The 17,873-nt window shown below is 63.2% G+C and carries 18 protein-coding genes and 1 pseudogene; 15 read left to right on the top strand and 4 right to left on the bottom strand.

The annotated features are described in order from the left end of the window. Window positions 1–12: 12 nt before the first annotated feature. Complete coding sequence (locus tag ACAM52_RS22785; protein WP_369644627.1) at window positions 13–1,185, top strand: AAA family ATPase; 1,173 nt, start codon at window positions 13–15, stop codon at window positions 1,183–1,185. A gap of 19 nt (window positions 1,186–1,204) precedes the next feature. Here ACAM52_RS22785 and ACAM52_RS22780 read toward each other — a convergent pair. Together ACAM52_RS22780 and ACAM52_RS22775 are read right to left on the bottom strand one after the other, a co-directional pair. Continuing rightward, window positions 1,205–2,118 (bottom strand): annotated as a pseudogene (locus ACAM52_RS22780) (amino acid ABC transporter substrate-binding protein). A gap of 11 nt (window positions 2,119–2,129) precedes the next feature. After that, on the bottom strand, window positions 2,130–3,437 hold the full coding sequence (locus tag ACAM52_RS22775) for a dicarboxylate/amino acid:cation symporter (protein ID WP_369644626.1): 1,308 nt from the start codon (window positions 3,435–3,437) through the stop codon (window positions 2,130–2,132). A 132-nt stretch (window positions 3,438–3,569) separates the two neighbouring features. Between ACAM52_RS22775 and ACAM52_RS22770 the strand changes: the two genes are divergently transcribed. The 10 genes from ACAM52_RS22770 to tatC all read left to right on the top strand — a co-directional run bounded on the left by ACAM52_RS22770 (window position 3,570) and on the right by tatC (window position 10,250). Further along, window positions 3,570–4,403, top strand: a complete 834-nt coding sequence (locus ACAM52_RS22770; RefSeq protein WP_369644625.1) for a D-hexose-6-phosphate mutarotase — start codon at window positions 3,570–3,572, stop codon at window positions 4,401–4,403. Window positions 4,404–4,425: 22 nt separating this feature from the next. Further along, window positions 4,426–5,211 (top strand): imidazole glycerol phosphate synthase subunit HisF, encoded by a 786-nt coding sequence (gene hisF / locus ACAM52_RS22765; RefSeq protein WP_056572731.1) that lies wholly within the window; start codon window positions 4,426–4,428, stop codon window positions 5,209–5,211. Window positions 5,212–5,253: 42 nt separating this feature from the next. Continuing rightward, a complete protein-coding gene (gene hisI, locus ACAM52_RS22760) occupies window positions 5,254–5,658 on the top strand; it encodes a phosphoribosyl-AMP cyclohydrolase (protein WP_369644624.1) in 405 nt (134 codons plus the stop codon). Between the two features lie 321 nt (window positions 5,659–5,979). Then, complete coding sequence (iscB, locus tag ACAM52_RS22755) at window positions 5,980–7,398, top strand: RNA-guided endonuclease IscB (protein ID WP_369644623.1); 1,419 nt, start codon at window positions 5,980–5,982, stop codon at window positions 7,396–7,398. A 20-nt stretch (window positions 7,399–7,418) separates the two neighbouring features. Next, window positions 7,419–7,799 (top strand): phosphoribosyl-ATP diphosphatase, encoded by a 381-nt coding sequence (locus ACAM52_RS22750; RefSeq protein WP_369647763.1) that lies wholly within the window; start codon window positions 7,419–7,421, stop codon window positions 7,797–7,799. Between the two features lie 25 nt (window positions 7,800–7,824). Next, the gene (locus ACAM52_RS22745) at window positions 7,825–8,214 is read left to right on the top strand and encodes a hypothetical protein (protein WP_056572726.1); all 390 of its coding nucleotides are present in this window, start codon (window positions 7,825–7,827) and stop codon (window positions 8,212–8,214) included. After that, window positions 8,204–8,563 carry a histidine triad nucleotide-binding protein gene (locus tag ACAM52_RS22740; protein ID WP_062471658.1) on the top strand — a complete coding sequence of 120 codons (360 nt, stop codon included), beginning with the start codon at window positions 8,204–8,206 and terminating at the stop codon, window positions 8,561–8,563. The genes ACAM52_RS22745 and ACAM52_RS22740 overlap by 11 nt, the downstream gene beginning before the upstream one ends. 65 nt (window positions 8,564–8,628) lie before the next feature. Next, window positions 8,629–8,877, top strand: coding sequence for a Sec-independent protein translocase subunit TatA (gene tatA / locus ACAM52_RS22735; RefSeq protein ID WP_062471655.1), 249 nt, complete (start codon window positions 8,629–8,631; stop codon window positions 8,875–8,877). 19 nt (window positions 8,878–8,896) lie between these two features. Continuing rightward, window positions 8,897–9,358 carry a Sec-independent protein translocase protein TatB gene (tatB, locus tag ACAM52_RS22730; RefSeq protein ID WP_062471652.1) on the top strand — a complete coding sequence of 154 codons (462 nt, stop codon included), beginning with the start codon at window positions 8,897–8,899 and terminating at the stop codon, window positions 9,356–9,358. A gap of 73 nt (window positions 9,359–9,431) precedes the next feature. Next, on the top strand, window positions 9,432–10,250 hold the full coding sequence (tatC, locus tag ACAM52_RS22725) for a twin-arginine translocase subunit TatC (protein ID WP_070059920.1): 819 nt from the start codon (window positions 9,432–9,434) through the stop codon (window positions 10,248–10,250). A 99-nt stretch (window positions 10,251–10,349) separates the two neighbouring features. Here tatC and ACAM52_RS22720 read toward each other — a convergent pair whose 3' ends face one another. Further along, window positions 10,350–11,510: a S1C family serine protease gene (locus ACAM52_RS22720; protein WP_062473641.1), complete on the bottom strand. Its 1,161-nt coding sequence runs from the start codon at window positions 11,508–11,510 to the stop codon at window positions 10,350–10,352. A 1,089-nt stretch (window positions 11,511–12,599) separates the two neighbouring features. Between ACAM52_RS22720 and ACAM52_RS22715 the strand changes: the two genes are divergently transcribed. From ACAM52_RS22715 to pdxA, 3 genes are all read left to right on the top strand, one after another. Further along, window positions 12,600–13,490, top strand: a complete 891-nt coding sequence (locus ACAM52_RS22715) for a hypothetical protein (protein ID WP_369644622.1) — start codon at window positions 12,600–12,602, stop codon at window positions 13,488–13,490. Window positions 13,491–13,773: 283 nt separating this feature from the next. After that, window positions 13,774–14,547 carry a Nif3-like dinuclear metal center hexameric protein gene (locus tag ACAM52_RS22710; RefSeq protein WP_062473645.1) on the top strand — a complete coding sequence of 258 codons (774 nt, stop codon included), beginning with the start codon at window positions 13,774–13,776 and terminating at the stop codon, window positions 14,545–14,547. Then, window positions 14,544–15,584 carry a 4-hydroxythreonine-4-phosphate dehydrogenase PdxA gene (gene pdxA, locus ACAM52_RS22705; protein WP_369644621.1) on the top strand — a complete coding sequence of 347 codons (1,041 nt, stop codon included), beginning with the start codon at window positions 14,544–14,546 and terminating at the stop codon, window positions 15,582–15,584. Before ACAM52_RS22710 ends, pdxA begins: the two co-directional genes overlap by 4 nt. A gap of 22 nt (window positions 15,585–15,606) precedes the next feature. Here pdxA and mscL read toward each other — a convergent pair whose 3' ends face one another. Next, complete coding sequence (gene mscL / locus ACAM52_RS22700) at window positions 15,607–16,038, bottom strand: large conductance mechanosensitive channel protein MscL (RefSeq protein WP_369644620.1); 432 nt, start codon at window positions 16,036–16,038, stop codon at window positions 15,607–15,609. 752 nt (window positions 16,039–16,790) lie between these two features. On the opposite strand from mscL, the gene ACAM52_RS22695 reads away from it, so the two are divergent. Further along, the gene (locus tag ACAM52_RS22695) at window positions 16,791–17,864 is read left to right on the top strand and encodes a polysaccharide biosynthesis/export family protein (RefSeq protein WP_369647762.1); all 1,074 of its coding nucleotides are present in this window, start codon (window positions 16,791–16,793) and stop codon (window positions 17,862–17,864) included. The last annotated feature ends 9 nt before the right edge of the window (window positions 17,865–17,873 follow it).

Genomic DNA, 17,873 nt, shown 5'->3' with positions numbered 1-17,873 from the left:
CCGTAGCGGCGCGTGCTCTCCGCGCTCGCCATCGCCAACTACCGCTCGCTGCGCCAGCTGACGGTGCCGCTGGGCCGCCTCACGGTGGTCACCGGCGCCAACGGCAGCGGCAAGTCGAGCGTGTACCGCGCGATGCGTCTGCTGGCCGACATCGCCAACGGCGGCGTGATCCGCTCGCTGGTGCGCGAGGGCGGGCTGTCTTCCACGCTGTGGGCCGGGCCCGAGCGCTTTTCGGCGGCGATGCTGCGCGGCGAACAGCCGGTGCAGGGCACCACGCGCAGCGAGCCGGTGGCGCTGAAGCTGGGCTTCGCCGGTGCCGAGGTCGACGATTTCGGCTACGCCATCGACATCGGTCTGCCGCCGCCTGTCCCGTCCTCGGCCTTCTCGCACGACCCGCAGATCAAGCACGAGGCGATCTGGAGCGGCCCGCTGCTGCGCCCTTCCACGCACCTGGTCGACCGCAAGGGCGCCGCGCTGCGCCTGCGCGACGGCAAGGGCTGGCAGGCCGTCGGCCGGCCGATCCCGGCCTTCGCCAGCATGATGACCGAGCACGCCGACCCGCGCGACGCGCCCGAGATGCTCACGCTGCGCGAGCAGATGCGCTCCTGGCGCTTCTACGACCACTTCCGCTCGGACGCCGACGCCCCTGCGCGCCAGCCGCAGCTGGGCACCTACACGCCCGTGCTCGCCAACGACGGTGCCGACCTGGCCGCCGCCCTGCAGACCGTCCGCGAGATCGGCGACGGCGAGGCGCTCGACAGCGCCGTGGACGACGCCTTCCCGGGCGCCCGCATCGAGGTGCAGGCGAACGGCGACCGCTTCGAGACGCTGATGCACCAGCACGGCCTGCTGCGGCCCCTGACGGCCGCCGAGCTGTCGGACGGCACCCTGCGCTACCTGCTGTGGATCGCGGCGCTGCTGACGCCCCGTCCGCCCGCGCTGCTGGTGCTCAACGAGCCCGAGACCAGCCTGCACCCCGACCTGCTGCCCGCGCTCGGCCGCCTCATCGCGCAGGCCGCGCGGTCGTCGCAGGTGATCGTGGTGTCGCATGCGGCGCGCCTGATCGCCGCCCTGGACGACAGCGACGGCCTGCAGCCGGTGGTGCTCGAAAAGCGCTTCGGCGAGACCCGCATCGCGAACCTCGACATGAGCGAAATCCCGCGCTGGGAGTGGCCGACGCGCTAGGGACGAAGGGCAGACGGGCCTACTCGGCCTTCACCGCCATCGTCTGGATGATCGTTTCCAGCTGCGCGCTCATCGGCAGGTTGAGGCTCTCCCCCGAAGGCAGCTTGCGCATGAACCAGCGCTTGTACTGCCGGTGGATCTCGCCGTCTTCCGCAGCACCTGGAAGGTGTCGACCACCACCTTGTTGAGTTGCGGGTCGCCCTTGCGGTACATGACCGCGTACGGGTCGTAGGAGAGAAAGTCGCCCACCACCTCGTACTGCGCCTTGGCGGCGTCGCGGGCGATCAGGCCGTAGAGCAGCACGTCGTCGGTGGCGAAGGCGTCGGCCTGGCCGTCCTTCACGAGCGCGAACGACTCGGCATGGTCGCGCGCCACCTTCAGCTCGATGTTGAGCTTGAACTTCTGCGACAGGTCGCGCAGCGTCTTCTCGTTGGTGGTGCCGGCCGTCACCGCCACCTTCTTGTCGGCCAGGTCGCGGAACGACTGGATCGGCGCGCCCTTCTTCACCAGCACCTTGGTGCCCGAGACGAACATCGTCGGCGAGAAGGCCACGCGCTTCTGGCGCTCGAGGTTGCTGGTGGTGGAGCCGCACTCGAGGTCGACCTGGCCGCTGACGACCGCGTCGATGCGCGAGTCGGAGGTGACGGGCACCCACTTGATCGTGAGACTCTTGTTGACCGTGTCCTCGATGGCCGTGACGAGTGCGCGGCACAGCTCGATGGAATAGCCGATCGGTTCCTTGCGCGCATTGAGGTACGAAAAAGGCACCGAGGCCTCGCGGTGGCCGATGGCGATGGTGCCGCTCTCGCGCACCTTGGCCAGCGTGCCGGTGAGGAGCTCCTGCGCCTGTGCCGGGCCGGCCGGCAAGGCGAGGACCACGCCCGCCAGCAGCCATGCGGCGACGGCGGAGGGCAGCGTGGCGATGCGCGTCATGGCGTGGCGCCTCACGCGTGCGCCGGGTGGGCGAGGGTGGCGGCGGCTTCCTCGTCGAGCACCTTGGCGTTGGCCTCGGCATCGCTCTCGGACAGCAGCTCGCCCTCCCACTTGGCGACCACGGCCGTGGCGATGGAATTGCCCACCGCGTTGGTGGCCGAGCGGCCCATGTCCAGGAAGGTGTCCACGCCCAGGATCAGCAGCAGGCCGGCCTCGGGAATGTCGAAGTGGTTCAGCGTGGCGGCGATCACCACCAGCGAGGCGCGCGGCACGCCGGCCATGCCCTTGGAGGTGAGCATCAGGATCAGCAGCATGGTGATCTGCGTGCTGATCGGCATGTGGATGTCGTAGGCCTGCGCGATGAACAGCACGGCGAAGGTGCAGTACATCATCGAGCCGTCGAGGTTGAACGAGTAGCCCATCGGCATCACGAAGCTGGAGATCTTGCGCTTCACGCCGAAACGGTCGAGCGCCTGCAGGATCTTGGGGTAGGCGGCTTCGGAACTCGCCGTGGCGAACGACAGCAGGAACGCCTCCTTGATGAGCACCAGCAGCTTGAACACGCGCGGCCCGAGGAACAGCAGGCCGGCCATGATGAGCACGCCCCACAGCACGAACAGGCCCAGGTAGAAGTCGCGCATGAACACGGCGAACTTGACGAGAATGCCCAGCCCGTTCACGGCCACGGTGGCGGCCATGGCCGCCAGCACGGCCAGGGGCGCGAGCTTCATGACGTAGCCCGTGATCTTGAGCATGGCGTGCGACAGCTCCTCGATGGCGGCCACCAGCGTCTTGGCCTTGTCGCCGAGCGAGGCCAGGGCCACGCCGAAGAACATCGAGAACACCACGATCTGCAGGATCTCGTTGTTGGCCATCGCCTCCACGAACGACTTGGGCACCGTGTGGCTCACGAAGTCCTTGAAGGTGAACTTGTTGGTCGCCAGGTTGGCCGAGGCGCCGATGTCGGGCAGCGGCAGGCCCAGGTTCTCGCCGGGCTTGAGCAGGTTGGCAATGACCAGGCCGATCACCAGCGAGATCAGCGAGGCCGTGAGGAACCAGCCGATGGCCTTGCCGAACACGCGGCCGACCGACTTGGCGTCGCCCATGTGCGCGATGCCCACCACCAGCGTGGAGAACACCAGCGGGCCGATCAGCATCTTGATCAGGCGCAGGAAGACGTCGGAGACGATGGAGACGTAGTCCGCGATCTCCTTGGCGGCCTTCTTGTCGGGAAAGCTGGTGAAGATCATGTAACCGACGATGATGCCGAGCACCATGGCGATCAGGATCCAGGCGGCCATGGGCAGCTTTTTCTTCATGCGTATCCCCTTTGTCGTGTGAGAGTGGTTCTTTTCGAGTGCACGGGACCGACCCGGCACAGGGTATCCAAGAAAGGCGGATGCACGCAATGGCCCGCTGTCAGGATGCGGCGGCTGCCTACAATTCCTCACATGGATATCCGCTCGATCGAGTTTCGAGGCCAGCCGGCGTTGCACGCCGTGGCGGCCGATGGCAGCACGCTGACGGTGGCGCTGCATGGCGCCCAGGTGCTTTCCTGGGCCCCGGCCCGCGGTGGGGAGCGACTGTATCTGAGTCCGAAGGCCGTTTTTGACGGCCAAACCGCCATCCGCGGCGGCATTCCCCTGTGCTGCCCCCAGTTCAACCAGCGCGGCATGCTCCCCAAGCATGGCTTCATGCGCAATCTGCCTTGGATTCGCGAGGAATCGGGCGCGCCCGACACGCTGCGGCTGGTGCTGCGCGACAACGACACCACCCGCCGGCTCTGGCCGCATGCCTTCGAGGCCCGGATGGACGCCACGCTCGCCGCCGGCCGGCTGCGCACCGCGCTCACCCTGACCAACACCGGCGACGCACCCTGGCCGTTTTCGGCCGCGCTGCACACCTACCTGCGCGTGGACGACATCGCCGCGGTGCGCCTCGAAGGCCTGCAGGGCGCCGCCCGCTGGGACGCGGTGCGCGACGTGCGCCAGACCGAGACCGCTGCCGCGCTGCAGTTCGACGCCGAGTTCGACAGCGTCTACACCGCCCCGGCGCAGCCGCTGCGGCTGGTGCAGCCCGGCGGCACGCTCGAAATCACCCAGAGCGAAACCTGCACCGAAACCGTGGTCTGGAACCCCGGTGCCGTGCTCGGTGCGACACTCGCGGACATGCCCGCAGAGGGCTTCCGCCACATGCTCTGCGTCGAGGCGGCCCGCATCGACGAACCCGTCGTGCTGGCGCCCGGCGCCCAATGGCAGGGCTGGCAACAGCTTTGCGTTCTCTGATTTCTTCCTGGTTCACCACCCCATGCTTGCCAAACGCATCATTCCCTGCCTCGACGTCACCGGCGGCCGCGTCGTCAAGGGCGTCAACTTCCTCGAGCTGCGCGATGCCGGCGACCCGGTCGAGATCGCCGCGCGCTACAACGCGCAGGGCGCCGATGAACTCACCTTTTTGGACATCACGGCCACCAGCGACGGCCGCGACCTGATCCTGCCGATCATCGAGGCGGTGGCCTCGCAGGTCTTCATTCCGCTGACCGTGGGCGGCGGCGTGCGCACCGTGGCCGACGTGCGCCGGCTGCTCAATGCGGGCGCCGACAAGACCAGCTTCAACTCGGCCGCCATCGCCGACCCGCAGGTGATCAGCGACGCGGCCCAGAAGTACGGCTCGCAATGCATCGTGGTCGCCATCGACGCCAAGCGCCGCAGCCCCGAAGACGCCGCCACGCGCGGCGCGGGCTGGGACGTGTACAGCCACGGCGGGCGCAAGAACACCGGCCTGGACGTGGTGCAGTGGGCGACCGAGATGGCGCGCCGCGGCGCGGGCGAGATCCTGCTCACGAGCATGGACCGCGACGGCACCAAGAGCGGCTTCGACCTGGCCCTGACGCGCGCCGTGAGCGACGCGGTCAACGTGCCCGTGATCGCCTCGGGCGGCGTCGGCAACCTCGACGACCTGGCCGACGGCATCCAGAAGGGCGGCGCCGACGCGGTGCTGGCCGCGAGCATCTTCCACTACGGCGAGCACACCGTGGGCGAGGCCAAGGCGCGCATGGCCGAGCGCGGGATCCCCGTGCGCATCGACGCCTGAGCGGGACCGGAAGGGTCTTTTCCTATCCTCGACAATATCCCCATGAATTGGCTCGATGAAGTGAAGTGGGACGCGAACGGGTTGGTGCCCGTGATCGCCCAGGAACAAGGCACGAACGACGTGCTCATGTTCGCGTGGATGAACCGCGAGGCGCTCGAGAAGACCGCCGAGCTGGGCCGCGCGGTGTATTTCAGCCGCTCGCGCAGCAAGCTGTGGTTCAAGGGCGAGGAGTCCGGCCACGTGCAGACCGTGCACGAGATCCGCCTCGACTGCGACAACGACGTGGTGCTGCTCAAGGTGACCCAGCTCGGCCACGAGCCCGGCATTGCCTGCCACACCGGCCGCCACAGCTGCTTCTTCAGTAGGTACGAAAAAGGTCAGTGGACGGTGGTCGAACCCGTCTTGAAGGACCCGGAGTCGATCTACAAGTCAGCTGCCCCGCCCTGATGGGCGGAGCTTGGGTCTGACAGGATCCAAGCCGGGCTGACCAGGGAAAGCGGCACTCTGTGTCCGCTACGTTAGCGATAGGTCGTTCAGACGCACCAGCGAATGCTTCCTCAGTTCGCTGCTCTGTAAGGGCTTGATCATGCTGGACAAAGGTAAAGGTCCGAAGGTCTTGACCGCAGCCCCCAAGGGCTGGAGCCGGTCGCTGACATTCCCGAGGGGAGCGGCCTCGAAAGAGGCCCGTCACTAGGCCCGTAAGGGTTGACAGCTGGAAAGACAGCCTGACATGCAGTTCGAAGACAACAGCTTTAGGACGGGGTTTTCGTGGCGGTTTTTGTGTTGGACAACCAGGGCAAGGCATTGATGCCGTGCACCGAGAAGCGCGCACGGCTGTTGCTGGCTCGCGGTCGGGCGCGCGTGCATCGTCTTGTGCCTATGGTGATTCGACTCGTAGACCGCCTGGCAGACTCCTGTGAATTCCAGCCAGTGCGCCTCAAGTTGGACCCTGGCAGCAAAGGGACGGGGCTGACGTTGGTGCGAGATGCGGAGTTCAACGACTGCCGTACGAATGAGGTTCAGCGTGGGGCGGTGGTATTGAATCTGATGGAGCTAATGCACCGCGGACGTCTGATTTCCGAGGCCTTGACTGCTCGTCGTCAGATGCGGCAACGTCGAAGAGGAAATTTGCGCTACCGCGCACCAAGGTTCCTCAATCGGGGAACTCATCAGGCCGGATGGTTGCCTCCGTCGCTAAAGCATCGGGTCGACACCTGCATGGCCTGGGTTCGTCGCATCCAAAGTTGGGCTCCGGTGCGGGCCATCAGCTGCGAATTGATGCGATTTGACATGCAGGCGTTGCAGTGCCCGGAAATCTCGGGACTGGAATACCAGCAAGGAACCTTGTTTGGTTACGAGTTGCGTGAGTACTTACTCGAAAAATGGGGGCGCCAGTGCGCCTACTGCGACGCCAAGGATGTCCGACTTCAGATTGAACACATCCACCCGAAAGCTCTAGGTGGCAGTGATCGTGCCTCGAACTTGACCCTGGCGTGCCCACGGTGCAATCAGAAGAAGGGTGCGCGCAGCGTCGAAGAATTCCTATCGAAAGATAAGCAGCGTTTGGCTCGAGTCATGGTGCAAGCCAAAAAACCGCTCCGGGACGCTGCCGCTGTTAATGCGACGCGTTGGGCATTGACTGATGCGTTGGCCACTACCGGCCTTCCTGTTGAGCTTGCTTCGGGCGGGCGAACCAAGTTCAACCGCTGCACATTGAGTGTGCCGAAAAGCCATGCGCTCGATGCTGCCTGTGTGGGTCAGGTCGATTTCGTCAAGTCATGGAGCCGGCCGACGCTCACGATAAAGGCCATGGGACGAGGTAGCTATCAGCGAACCCGCTTGAACAAGTTCGGATTTCCGCGGGGGTATCTCATGCGCAGCAAGCGCGTCCATGGGTTTGGAACTGGGGACATGGTGCGCGCCGAGGTACCCACGGGTGTCAATGCGGGCGTCCACACTGGCCGACTGGCCGTCCGTGCCAGTGGTAGCTTCAATATCCAGAGCTACAGAAACGGAATCACCGGCTTGACGCAGGGAATCAGCCATAAAAATTGCCGCATCATTCAAAGAAGTGATGGGCATGGATACTTCTTTAATCGGGCCGTCTACACGAGACGTGAACAGGCAGGTTTCGGAGCGCCGGATGGCTTGGAGCCAACGCTTCCTTTTCAGAGCAAGATTGCCTGAATTCAACGCGCACTTTGATGATGAACATAGCCAATAACACCTCTGACGCTCTTGCACGCTTGGCCGCAGTCATTGAGACTCGCATGCCTGCTCATGGGGGGGATCCGGAAAAGAGCTACGTCGCACGGCTGCTGCACAAGGGCCCGGACGCCTTCCTCAAGAAGATCGGCGAGGAAGCCACCGAGGTCGTGATGGCGGCCAAAGACGCTGATCATGGCGGCGACCGCTCGAAAATAGTGAACGAAGTGGCCGACTTGTGGTTCCACACCATGGTGGCGCTGGCCCACTACGGTTTCTCGCCAGCCGACGTCGTCGCGGAGCTCGAGCGCCGCGAAGGCACCAGCGGCATCGAGGAAAAAGCCCTGCGCAAGGTGCAGGCCCGCGAAGCTTCCAACGACTGAATGATCGATTGAAAGGGCATCGACCATGGCCAATGACATCGTGAACGTGGAACCCGACGACTCCCTCAAGACCTGGGGCTGGGTCAGCTACGTGCTGCATCTGATCGTGGCCATCGGCGCAGTCGTGCCGGGCGCGCAGGCCTCCGTGCTGCTGCTGCTCATCGCCCTGCTGATCGATTTCGTGAAGCGCGACGACGCGGCCGGCACCTGGCAGGCCTCGCACTTCAGCTGGCGCATCCGTTCGGTGCTGTGGGCCGGCCTGCTGTACATCGTCACCTCGTGGCTCTGGCTGCTGCTGTTCGTGCCGGGCTGGATCGCCTGGAGCCTGATTTCGCTGTGGTTCCTCTACCGGATCGTGAAAGGCATGATCCGGATGAACGACGGCCGTCCCATGGAACCCAAAGATGTCATCTGATCCGAACTGCGTCTTCTGCAAAATCATCGAAGGCAAGATCCCCTCGCGCAAGGTCTACGAAGACGACGACCTGTTCGGTTTCCACGACATCGCCCCCTGGGCGCCCGTGCATTTCATGCTGGTGCCCAAGAAGCACATCGCCTCGATGGCACAGCTCACGCCCGAGGATTCGGCGCTCATGGGCAAGATCATGACGCTGGCCCCCCAGCTGGCGCTGGAGCAGGGCTGCAGGCCTTATCCGGACGGCGGCTACCGGGTCGTCGTGAACACCGGCGCCGAGGGCGGGCAGGAGGTTCACCATCTCCATGTGCACGTCATGGGCGGCCCCCGCCCCTGGCTTCGCGGCTGAGCAGGGTTAAGCCAAACTGTCACATTCCCCCCGACTAAAATCGGACACATTCTTAGGAGTTCTCCATGGGTTCTTTTTCCATCTGGCACTGGCTGATCGTGCTGCTCGTCGTGGTCATGATCTTCGGCACCAAGAAGCTGCGGAACATGGGTTCGGATCTCGGTGGCGCCGTCAAGGGCTTCAAGGACGGCATGAAGGACGGCTCGGCCTCCCCCGATGCCTCCACCACGTCGGCCCCCACGCAGCAAGTGACCGGCCAGCCGGCCAACAGCGACAAGTCGACGATCGACGTCGAAGCGCGCCAGAAGTCCTGAGCACCGCAGGCACACATCCGTGATCGACCTCGGCATTGAGAAGCTGGCGCTCATCGGCGTCGTGGCGCTGATCGTGATCGGGCCGGAGAAGCTGCCGCGCGTTGCACGCACGGTGGGCGCCCTGCTCGGCAAGGCACAGCGCTACGTGAACGACGTCAAGGCCGAAGTCAACCGTTCCATGGAGCTCGACGAGCTCCGCAAGATGAAGACCACGGTCGAGGACGCGGCGCGCGACGTGGAGCACAGCATCCACACCGGCGCCAGCGAGTTCGAGAAGCAGTTTTCCGGCGCGTCCGGCGACACCCTGTCGGCACTGGCCGAGCCCGAGCAGGCGGTGCCCGAATACAGGCACCCCCGCAAGAACTGGCGCCTGAAGCAGGGCGCCACGCCGAACTGGTACAAGGCGCGCAACGGCGTGCGTACCAAGGCGCTGTCGGGCGCGGCGCGGGTCGCCCGTTTCCGCCCCCACAAGATCAACTGACGCACGCGCACGCCCCGCGGCGTTCCCGGGCGCCCCGTGCGCCTGTGTCTTCTCCCACGCTTTCTCCTCTCCCATGGCCGATTCCGACAACAAGAACAAAGAAGAAGACGAGCTGGCGGGCACCGAGCAGCCGTTCGTGCAGCATCTGGTCGAGCTTCGGGACCGGCTGCTGTACTGCGTCTACGGCCTCGTGGTCGCCGGCATCCTGCTGGCGATCTGGCCTGGCCCGAGCGGGCTCATGGACATCATCGCCATGCCGATCCGCGCGCACATGCCGCCGGACGCCAAGCTGATCGCCATCGGCGTGTTCTCGCCGTTCTTCGTGCCGCTCAAGGTGCTGATGATGGCGGCCGTGCTGCTGGCGCTGCCCTGGCTCATGTACCAGGCCTGGATGTTCGTCGCGCCGGGCCTGTACAGCCACGAGAAGCGCTTCGCCTTGCCGCTGATCTTCTTCGGCAGCGTGCTGGCCTACGGCGGCATCGCCTTCGTGCAGCTGTTCGTGCTGGACAAGATGTTCGGCTTCATCCAGAAGTTCACGCCCGCGGCGGTGGCGGCCACGCCCGACATCTCGTCGTACGTGGAGGCCATCCTGTCGCTGTACATCGCCTTCGGCGTCGCTTTCCAGGTGCCGATCGTGGTGATGCTGCTGGTGCGCTTCGAGATGGTCACCATCGAGAAGCTGCGCTCGTTCCGCGGCTACTTCATCGTGATCGCCTTCGTGGTGGCCGCGGTGCTCACGCCGCCCGACGTGGTCTCGCAGCTCGCGCTGGCGGTGCCGATGTGCCTGCTGTACGAGGTGGGGATCATCGGGGCGCGCTACTTCGCAGGAACGGGCAAGGCGCCCGAGGGTGAAGAAGAGGGCGCGGGTTCGGGGTCTTCCGGCAGTTCCTGATCCCCGGATCGATCGGCCCCTGCCCCCAAACAAAAGCGGCCCGAGGGCCGCTTTTTTGTTGCTGTCCGATCTGCGGCCGGAGCCGCTGTCGTTTCTTGCCTATTCGTTGTTGGGCAACTGCTGCCTGATCGGGCTCTTCGGCCGCAGCCCCGGCGTCACGTCCAGTTCCATCTTGTCGGTGCCGCGCTGCAGCGCGAAGCGTGCCGTGTCGCCCGGCTTGAGGCCGGCCACGGCGGTCAGCAGGGCCTGCACACTGTCGGTCTTCTTCTCACCCACCGAGGTGATCACGTCGCCCGGGCGGATGCCGGCCTTGGCGGCGGGGCCGTTCTGCAGCACGCCGGTGATGATCACGCCGGCGTCAGCCTTCACGCCGAAGGTCTCGGCCAGTTCGGGCGACAGGTCGCTCGGCTCGACGCCGATCCAGCCGCGGCGCACCTGGCCTTCCTTCACGATGCCCTCGAGCACGATCTTGGCCATCGACACCGGAATGGCGAAGCCGATGCCCATGCTGCCGCCCGAGCGCGAGTAGATGGCGGTGTTGATGCCCTGCAGGTTGCCGTTGACGTCGATCAGCGCGCCGCCCGAGTTGCCGGGGTTGATGGCCGCGTCGGTCTGGATGAAGTTCTCGAACTGGTTGATGCCCAGCTGGTTGCGCCCCAGCGCCGAGACGATGCCGCTGGTCACGGTCTGGCCGACGCCGAAGGGGTTGCCGATGGCCAGCACCTGGTCGCCCACCAGCAGCTCGTCGGAGTTGCCCAGCACGATCACCGGCAGCTTGTCGAGCTCGATCTTGAGCACGGCCAGGTCGGTGTCGGGGTCGGTGCCGATCACCTTGCCGCGCGCGTGGCGGCTGTCGTTCAGGGTGACCTCGATTTCGTCGGCGCCCTCGACCACGTGGTTGTTGGTGAGGATGTAGCCGTCGGTGCTGACGATGACGCCGCTGCCCAGGCCCACCTGCGGCTGGTCGGCCTGGTCGCCGAAGAAGAAGCGGAACCAGGGGTCGTTGCTGCGCGGGTGGCGCTGCGCGGCCTTGCTGGTGTTGATGCTCACGACTGCCGGCGATGCCTTCTTGGCCGCCGCGCTCAGGCTGCCCGCGGCGGGCACGGCCGGCGCGCCGCTGGGCGCTTCCACGATGGACACCACGCCGCCCAGCGAGGTCGAGCGCTTGTGGATCCACTCGGGCTTGAGCGTCGCGACGACGAAGTAGGCCGCCAGCAGGACGGTCACGGCTTGGGCAAAGAGCAGCCAGGTGCGTTTCATGAAAGCTTGAAGAAAGAGCGTTGGAAAAGCGCTGAAAGACGGCGCCGGTTGCAATTGTCCCTCAACCGGCCTGGCGCCATAGACCGCGCGGCAGGGTCGAGATTGCGCGGCCTGCGGGGCGTGAATACGGGTTAACCCTTGGTATCGGCAGGCGATCCGACCCGGATCCAGGCCTCCCGCGCTGCCCACCCGGCGGACGTGGCCATGCGATTCTTTCGTCGGCGCGCCATGCTCTGCCCGATCCTCGACTTTACTAGCCTGCCAGGCGCCTGAAGCTACTTAGCCTTTCCGTGCAATTAAGAGGTTGAGGTATTTAGCGTTTCTAGCTATTCTGGCGTGGATTTTTTGATCGCAGACATTGTTGCGGGTATGTCATTGTTCGGAGATTCTGCCGAACTCGCGGCAGCCGTTCTGCCTTGTCTTCGCCTATTTGAGCTTTCGTCAGCCTGACCAGTTGGTGGTCAGCCGATACGAGGTCGCGACGGAATTTTATTTTTTTGCGGGGTATCTAAAAGATAGAGGCGGCTATCCATCTAGCCACCTCACATGCGACCGAGACTGGCTAAAGAGCATGCGTGTCTCTCGCCGGGACCATTGGCAGAATTCTGGTGGATGGAAAAAGTGGCTAATTCTGATCTCGGTACACCGTGCATGAAGGATGCCCTGTCAAGAAAAGTTAGCGTCGAAGGGGTGGGAAACGTGCGGCGCATCCTAAAAGCCGCAAGACCTTGACTCAAAATTTAACGCGACAGTACATTTGGACGCTTCCTTTATGTCCTGTGCGTGTGAAAATCCTAGCAAATGAGTATAAGGGGTTCGATGCCAAGTCGCGCCGTACCAAGCCCGTATATTGTGATGGCTTATTTGCTTGACTACATTAAACGTGATGTAGGTAAACGACAAACGTTCGCTTATCCCTTAAATTTAGGTTGATGATCCACCGTCTATCGGTTGCTCGTGAGGATCATGTTTGGAGTATTGCCGCGTGCGATGCAATGTTTATTGATTGGATGCAAATTAAATTTTCTTGGTGGTTTTTGGTGAAAGTCCGCGCGCATGATTTTTGGCTTCTCTTTGTCGAGGTGTTAAATGAATTTAAGTAGATTTTTTTATTTTATCGCTTTGGTTTTTGCAATGCCTTTAGCCATTGCGGGGGGGGCACGGGATTCGTTGCAAATTATGGTGTGGGGTGGAAGGCCGGTCCCACAGGTGGAGAAGTTTGTTACAGCAATCCGATATACCTGCCCTGGTGACCCCGAAGAGTGCGTTGCTAAAGCCGCACCGGAAATTCCGTATGTGGCCATAAATTTTGCGACGCCAGTTGAGTTAGATCAAAATATGGAAAAAGCCAAAATCTATTCCAAACTGTCATTGAATTTTCCGCATCTCAAGGAAGTGGGTTTCGATGATTCATGGAGTTTTATGAAAAAATTAAAAACGAAAGAAAAGGAAAGGTATCTTGAAAATCTTATTGACGCGGTAAAGTTGCACAATAAATATCTTCAATTCGGAATCACGATTTACGAAGACGAAATCGCTAATTTAAAATCTGATTCAGTTGGCTTTCCAGCGGCGGCCAGAAGCAAAGTGGATAGGGTTGCATTTTATTTGCATCATAGAGAGAATATAAAAAATTACCGTGAGTATATTTTTGACTTGAAGGTCATGTTTCCAAACGCAAGAATTTTTGGTGGCGTATATCATTATGATCGAATTGACTATATTGGTTGTACCCAGGGCTCGCTGGGGAAATGCTCAAAAGCGGATGAGCTGTCTCTCTTTAAAGAGGCGATGCAGTTGCAAGTTCAAATGGCAAAAAACTCTCAGCTAAGCGGACTGGAGTTTTATCCCGGTTTCGTAGGAAACGAGACTTCCTGGAAACCTTGGTCAAACCCAAAAATATGTAAAGAATCACGACGTCAAGAGTGTATCGTGAATAGTAAAGAAATGACTAAAGACTTGTTGAGGCTAATGAACTAAGTGATCCGTTCAAGAGGAGGTAGCGTTTAAAGATGTTGGATAAAAATCAATTTTGATAAGACTTTGCGTGATGAATCTCCTGGGGGAGGATTCGAAATTGGAGTCCGTCGCTGCACTTCGAGGTTCAGCGATGAGGCGAAGTGCTTTATCTCTAAAGCGTGTATCGTTGCGCCAAATGTAATAATTCCAATAGATCGCGGCGAATTTAAGGCGAAGCGCTGTTGTGCGACGGAATGATCCCGGCGATAGCGCGCCGGCCAATGGGGAGCGCGACAATGTCGCGATGAGCACCACACGCCACGAACTGCTTCACGCATTCGACCTGCTGCTGGCCCCCGGGCGCTTCAAGGATTACGGACCCAACGGCCTGCAGGTCGAAGGGCGCACCGTGGTCCGCAAGATCGTCTCGGGCGTGACCGCCAGCCGCGCGCTGATCGAGGCCGCGATCCACGCCGAGGCCGATGCCATCTTCGTCCACCACGGCTTGTTCTGGCGCGGCCAGGATGGCTGCGTCACCGGCTGGATGAAGCAGCGCCTGGGCCTGCTGCTGGGCGACGACGTCAACCTCTTCGCCTACCACCTGCCGCTCGACGCGCACCCCGAGCTGGGCAACAACGCGCAACTCGGCCTGCAGCTGGGGCTCGTGGCGCATCCGGGATCGGCCGGCCGTTTCGGCGAGCAGGAGCTGGGCTTTCTGGGCGCGCGCGAGAACGGCGAGAACTTCGCCAGCGCCAAGGCCCTGGCGACCCATGTCGAGAAGGTGCTGAAGCGGCCCGTCACGTTGGTCGACACGGCCCACCGCCCGATCAAGAACATCGCGTGGTGCACGGGCGGCGCCCAAGGCTACTTCGAGGCCGCCATTGCGGCCGGCGCCGACGCCTTCATCACCGGCGAGATTTCCGAGCCGCAGGCGCACTACGCCCGCGAGCTGGGCGTGGCCTTCCTGGCCTGCGGGCACCACGCGACCGAGCGCTATGGCGCGCAGGCTGTGGCGGCCCATGTGGCGGCGCAGCTCGGACTGAAGCACGAATTCATCGACATCGACAACCCCGCATGAAGGCGCCGATCGCGATCACGCTCGGCGACCCGGCGGGCATCGGCCCCGAGATCATTGCCAAGGCCTTCCGCGACGCGCCCGACGCCGTGCGCGGGGCATTCGTGGCCGGCGACGTCGGCACGCTGCGCCGCGCGTCGCAGGCGCTCGCGGCGCCGGGGCGACTGGCGTCGCCTGTCGTGGAGATCGCCAGCGTCGCTGAGGCGGCCACCGTGCCGCCGGGGTGTATCCCGGTGCTGCAGGTGATCGCGCCGCCGAAGGGCATCGTGCAGGGCCGCATCAGCGCCGAGGCCGGGCGCGCCGCTGGCGACTGCGTGGTGTGGGCCGCGCGTGCCGCGTTGCGCGGCGAGATCTCGGCCCTTGTCACCGCGCCGCTGCACAAGGAAGCGCTGGCCGCGGCCGGCTTTCCGTACCCCGGCCACACCGAACTGCTGCAGGCCGAGGCCGCCGCCCACCTGGGCCGCACCGTGGCCGACGTGCCCGTGCGCATGATGCTGGCCAACGACGAGCTGCGCACCGTGCTCGTGAGCATCCACATGTCGCTGCGCGACGCCATCGAGGCCGTGCGCTTCGACGGCGTGCTGGACACGCTGCGCATCACCCATCGCGCCTTGACCCACGCACTCGGCCGGCCGCCGCGCATCGGCGTGGCCGGGCTCAACCCGCACGCGGGCGAGGGCGGCCTGTTCGGTTCGGAAGAGCGCACCATCATCGCGCCGGCCATCGAGGCCGCACGCGCCGAGGGCATCGATGCCCAGGGGCCCCATGCGCCCGACACCGTCTTCATGCGCGCGCGCGCCAAGGCCGGCGTGCCGTCCAGCGGCGAGTTCGACGTGGTGATCGCGATGTATCACGACCAGGGCCTGATCCCGGTCAAGTACCTCGGGGTGGAGAAGGGCGTGAACGTGACGCTCGGGCTGCCGCTGGTGCGCACCAGCCCGGATCACGGCACCGCGTTCGACATCGCGGGCCAGGGCGTGGCCGATGCCTCGAGCCTCGTCGAGGCGCTGCGCATGGTGCGAACGCTGGCCGGCGCCTGAGCGCGCGGCCAGAAAGAAAAGCTCAGGGGCGCTTCAGGCTGTCGCGGATCTCGCGCAGCAGCGTGATGTCTTCCGGCGTGGCGGCCGGCGCTGCGGGGGCAGCCTCTTCGGTCTTGCGCAGCTTGTTGATCTGCTTGACCATCATGAAGATGATGAAGGCGAGGATCACGAAGTTGACGGCAATCGTGATGAAGTTGCCGTACGCCAGCACGGGCACGCCGGCCTTCTTCAGCTCCGCCAGCGTGTTCGTCACGCCCGGCGGCACCGTGCCCAGGACCACGTAGAGGTTCGAGAAGTCGAGCTTCCCGAACACCAGGCCCACGAGCGGCATGATGATGTCGGCTACGAGCGAGTCGACGATCTTGCCGAACGCCGCCCCGATGATCACGCCGACGGCGAGGTCGACGACGTTGCCCTTGACGGCAAACTCCTTGAATTCGCTGAGGATGCTCATGATTCAGTAAGGGTGCTGAAGACCTGCAGTTGAAAGGGTTGTCAGTATGCCTGTGGAAGCGGGCCGCCAAGACGGGTGGCGCGCCGGTTGATGCTCGACTGCAACTGAGGAATGGCCGCTGGTGGCTCCTGCTTGGAGCGGGCGGAGGGTACCCAGTTTCCGTGGCCAACTGTTGCTGACTGCGCTTTGGAACGTCTTGTTTCCAATTTCGCGGGATGGGTAGAACCGGCCGGATACGCAGTGGTTTGCTCTCGAAAAGCAGGCTGGAGGGTGCTGGGCAGGTGGCGCGGAAGCATTCTGGAACGCAGGCGCGGCCCCATTGACAGTGCACTGCACTGGTACGATGAGAGGGGAGCAGTGGGGAGCGGCCGCGCGAAATCGACCTTCAAGACTTCTGTCTGTCAGAGCGCGTTCGCCCCGAATGCGCCGAGTTCTTGCGTGATCCAGCGACGAATTCTGCACCTTTGTTGCCTGAACTCACCAGTTTCAGCGCGACTATAGCTGTTCAAATTTTTACATAAATGGTGTCGCGTAGTGGTGGCGATCACAAGTGTTTGAAAAAGAAGCGCGATACAACAGAACGGATGTGCGAGCCTCGCATGCCTCCGGGAATTGTTCTTTCGCCGCTTCGTTGTTGTTGATACGACTGACTGACTTTCAAGGGACCTGAATTGAGAAGAGATGCGAAAGCCCTCGCGTGGGTAGCGCTTGCCGGCGCGGTATTGCTCCAGGGCTGTGCCGTGGTGCCCGGCATGGGTTCGGTGGAGCCTTACGAAGCAGGCGGCGAGTTGCCGTCCCAGTTCCGCTACCTTCCCGACGAAGCGCCTGAAGGCGAAATTACGCCTATCTCGCTGGCGCTGGTGCGCACGTTGGCAGAGGTGTCGCCCAAAGGGGTACCGCCTGATGTTCAGGCGCTGTTTGGCAAGGGTGCTCGCTACACCATCGGGTCGGGCGACGTCGTGGGCGTGATCGTGTATGACCACCCTGAACTGCTGCCCAACGCGGGTGCCGTGATTTCGCAGTCGGCCGATCCGACGGGTGTGCAGGTGGCGCCAGGTTTCATTGTTGATGCTGACGGTGAGATTGCCTTTCCGTACATCGGCCGTGTGCGTGTAGCAGGGTTGAGCGAAGGTGACGCGTCTGACCTGATCGGCAAATTGCTGCGGCCACACGTTCGCGATCCTCAGGTGACGGTGCGTATTCAGTCCTTCAGAAGCCGTCGTGCTTATGTTGAAGGTGAAGTGCGTACCCCAGGATCGCAAATCTTTACTGATGTGCCCATGACGCTGAACGAGGCGATCAACCGCGCCGGAGGCATGACAGCCAATGCCAATCGCGCGGCCGTCACGCTCATTCGCGATGGCCGCTCAGTCCCGATCGACATGACCCGACTGCGTGAGGCCGGCTACGACGGGAACAACATCCCCCTGAAGAACGGCGATACCGTTCGTGTGGCGCACCGGGAAGACTCTAAGGTCTTCGTGATGGGCGAAATCATGGCGCCTGTTGCCTTGTCGATGCGCAGCAACGGCCGTTTGAGCCTGAGCGAGGCTTTGGGCGAGGCGGGCGGGCCGATGACGACCACTTCTAATGCGGGCCAGATCTACGTGATTCGCCAAGGGGCGACCGGCGCACCGGCCATCTTCCATCTGAACGCGAAGAACCCGGCGACATTGGCGCTGGCGAGCCAGTTCCGGTTGCAGTCGCATGACGTTGTGTATGTCGACCCGGTGCCGTTGGTCAAGTGGAACCGCGTGGTCAGTCTGATCCTGCCGTCAGCGCAGGTTGTGAACAACGCCAGCGAGGCTTACGTCAGGCATCGCTGACTCTCCTAG

This window comes from Variovorax sp. V118, assembly GCF_041154445.1.
Lineage (GTDB): Bacteria > Pseudomonadota > Gammaproteobacteria > Burkholderiales > Burkholderiaceae_C > Variovorax > Variovorax boronicumulans.
Note: the sequence above shows the minus strand (reverse complement) of the source record. Positions and strands in the feature narration are given on the sequence as shown.

Excerpts from the sequence above, each read along its gene's own strand:
- ACAM52_RS22775 (WP_369644626.1), bottom strand. The coding sequence starts at position 3,437 with ATGAAGAAAAAGCTGCCCATGGCCGCCTGGATCCTGATCGCCATGGTG.
- ACAM52_RS22770 (WP_369644625.1), top strand. The coding sequence starts at position 3,570 with ATGGATATCCGCTCGATCGAGTTTCGAGGCCAGCCGGCGTTGCACGCC.
- hisF (WP_056572731.1), top strand. The coding sequence starts at position 4,426 with ATGCTTGCCAAACGCATCATTCCCTGCCTCGACGTCACCGGCGGCCGC.
- hisI (WP_369644624.1), top strand. The coding sequence starts at position 5,254 with ATGAATTGGCTCGATGAAGTGAAGTGGGACGCGAACGGGTTGGTGCCC.
- ACAM52_RS22750 (WP_369647763.1), top strand. The coding sequence starts at position 7,419 with ATGAACATAGCCAATAACACCTCTGACGCTCTTGCACGCTTGGCCGCA.
- ACAM52_RS22745 (WP_056572726.1), top strand. The coding sequence starts at position 7,825 with ATGGCCAATGACATCGTGAACGTGGAACCCGACGACTCCCTCAAGACC.
- ACAM52_RS22740 (WP_062471658.1), top strand. The coding sequence starts at position 8,204 with ATGTCATCTGATCCGAACTGCGTCTTCTGCAAAATCATCGAAGGCAAG.
- tatA (WP_062471655.1), top strand. The coding sequence starts at position 8,629 with ATGGGTTCTTTTTCCATCTGGCACTGGCTGATCGTGCTGCTCGTCGTG.
- tatC (WP_070059920.1), top strand. The coding sequence starts at position 9,432 with ATGGCCGATTCCGACAACAAGAACAAAGAAGAAGACGAGCTGGCGGGC.
- ACAM52_RS22720 (WP_062473641.1), bottom strand. The coding sequence starts at position 11,510 with ATGAAACGCACCTGGCTGCTCTTTGCCCAAGCCGTGACCGTCCTGCTG.
- ACAM52_RS22715 (WP_369644622.1), top strand. The coding sequence starts at position 12,600 with ATGAATTTAAGTAGATTTTTTTATTTTATCGCTTTGGTTTTTGCAATG.
- ACAM52_RS22710 (WP_062473645.1), top strand. The coding sequence starts at position 13,774 with ATGAGCACCACACGCCACGAACTGCTTCACGCATTCGACCTGCTGCTG.
- pdxA (WP_369644621.1), top strand. The coding sequence starts at position 14,544 with ATGAAGGCGCCGATCGCGATCACGCTCGGCGACCCGGCGGGCATCGGC.
- mscL (WP_369644620.1), bottom strand. The coding sequence starts at position 16,038 with ATGAGCATCCTCAGCGAATTCAAGGAGTTTGCCGTCAAGGGCAACGTC.
- ACAM52_RS22695 (WP_369647762.1), top strand. The coding sequence starts at position 16,791 with ATGGGTTCGGTGGAGCCTTACGAAGCAGGCGGCGAGTTGCCGTCCCAG.